The organism is Lentzea aerocolonigenes (assembly GCF_000955955.1).
GTDB classification, from domain to species: Bacteria; Actinomycetota; Actinomycetes; order Mycobacteriales; family Pseudonocardiaceae; genus Lentzea; species Lentzea aerocolonigenes_A.
The window spans coordinates 1-2,003 of the sequence record NZ_JYJG01000405.1 but is presented as its reverse complement, the minus strand read 5'-3'; the positions used below and the strand labels follow the sequence as shown (position 1 = coordinate 2,003).

2 protein-coding genes and 1 pseudogene are annotated in these 2,003 nt (G+C 68.4%); all 3 read left to right on the top strand.

Annotation, left to right across the window (positions count from 1 at the left end; all coding sequences use genetic code 11):
* Nucleotides 1-196, top strand: a pseudogene (locus UK23_RS54305) (Nif3-like dinuclear metal center hexameric protein); the annotation flags it as partial.
* A complete protein-coding gene (locus UK23_RS40815) occupies nt 193-930 on the top strand; it encodes a zinc ribbon domain-containing protein (RefSeq protein WP_045317167.1) in 738 nt (245 codons plus the stop codon). The pseudogene UK23_RS54305 and the gene UK23_RS40815, both read left to right, overlap by 4 nt.
* A 68-nt stretch (nt 931-998) precedes the next feature.
* Nucleotides 999-1,979, top strand: coding sequence for a hypothetical protein (locus tag UK23_RS40810; protein ID WP_045317166.1), 981 nt, complete (start codon nt 999-1,001; stop codon nt 1,977-1,979).
* Nucleotides 1,980-2,003 lie beyond the last annotated feature (24 nt).

The window sequence follows — 2,003 nt, the reverse complement described above, 5'->3', positions numbered from 1 at the left end:
GAGCGAGCACATCGAGTCCGGTGGACCCGCGTTGGTGGACGTCGCGCACTGGGCCAGTGAGTGGCCGTGGTGCGAGCAGGCGGCGGAGATTCTGCGAGCGGCCTTCGGCGGTAGGGTCGAGGTACTCGTCTCCACCCGGCGGACCGATCCGTGGACCGTCGGTGCGACGAGCTCAGCAGCAGGAGGACATGCGTGAAAGCCGATCCCGCAGTGCAGCGCAGGCTGCTCGACCTGGCCCAGGTCGACGCCGAACTGGCGCGCGTGACCCACCGTCGCCGCACGCTGCCGGAGATCGCGGAGATCGCCGAGGCCGAGCAGCAGGTGCGCGCGAAGCAGGACGCGCTGGTCGCCATCGAGACGACGCTGGGCGACCTTGACCGCGACGTGAAGCGCCAGGAGACCGAGATCGACCAGGTCCGCGCCCGTGAGGAACGCGACCGCAAGCTGATGCAGTCCGGCTCGGTCGGCGCCAAGCAGCTCACCGACCTCGAGCACGAGCTCGCCACCCTCCAGCGCCGCCAGGGCGTCCTCGAGGACGACCTGCTGGAGCTGATGGAACGCCGCGAGGCCGTGGAGGCAGACGTCTCCTTCGCCCGCGTGGAACTGGACAAGTCCCGCGAGACGCACGAGGACGCCACCCGCCGTCGCGACGCCGCCCTCGCCGATCTCGAGGCGACCGAGACGCGTCGCACCGCCGACCGTTCGACGATGGCCAAGGGCTTCCCGGACGACCTGCTGAAGGCCTACGACCGCCAGCGCGAGCAGCGCGGCATCGGTGCGGCCCTGATCCAGTCCCGCCGCTGCGGCGCGTGCCGGATCGAGCTGGACCGCAGCGCCGTCTCCAAGCTGAAGGAAGCCGCGGCGGACGAGGTCGTGCGTTGTGAGGAATGCGGCGCGATTCTGGTCCGCACCTCGGAATCAGGTCTTTAAGCGTTTGTAGGGGACGTGTAGAGCGCCTCGCTAGCTTCCTCCCGTCAATCGGGTCTCGGGAGGTAGACGTGCTGCGCAAGACTTTGTCCCTGGCCGCCGCTGTGGCGATGCTGGCTCTGGCCGCACCCACGGCGTCGGCGGCCACGAGCGTCAGTTTCACACCGCAATCCGTCCTCGGCCCCGGCGTGCCGAGAGACGGCAGCCGCACCGACCAGAACGTCGTGGCGCTCGGCACGGTCACGCTGGACTTGACGGCCACCCAGTCCGCGCAGGTCGTGTCGGTGATGCGGGTGAACTCGGCGACCGTCCGCACCCTGTTCGACAACGAGATCGTCTGCTCGTGGGCGGGTGGCGGCAAGAACGCCGTGCTGGGCCAGAACGTCTACCAGAAGGGCAGCGGCTCGCCCCAGTGGGAGGACCTGACGCTGACCACGAGCCAGCTCGTCCACCCCGGCGTCGCCGCCCGCGTCACCTGCACCGCCTACGTTCGCACGGCCTCGCTGGGCTGGGACGACTCGACGGTGAACCTGGTCAGCGGCTCCCTGCGCATCGCCCCGACCGCGGGCAGGGCGATCCAGGCGGCGGTACCGGTCACCGTCCCGCTCGACGCGCAGAACCCGATCACCCGCCAGCCCGCGATCCCGATGTTCGACGTGCCGGCCAGGACCCTCGACGTGGTCGCCGACACCGAGTACATGGTCTGCAACACGTCCACGCCGTGCGACAAGACGAAAACGTCCAAAGCCGCTTTCACGCTCATCGTGAATCAGTGGAAAGCCGACGGAACGTTGTGCCAGACGGATTCCGCGGCCGTTACCGCGGACACGCCTTATTGGGTGCACCATGTCGTCGTGCCGTTGAAGTTGACCGGTTTCCCGGTGAAGACCGACAACGGCTGCATTCCGCGCTTCAACGCCTACGTTCTGGTGAAGTGGCTTTCCGGTCAGACCGGTGCCGTGCAGGGAGTGGCGGCCAACCTCACCGACGCGCGCGGGTCCACGGGCAGGCACAACTCGGACATGAGCGCGATCTACGTCGTTCCCAGGTAGCTAGTAGTGCTTTGTCGGGTCAGC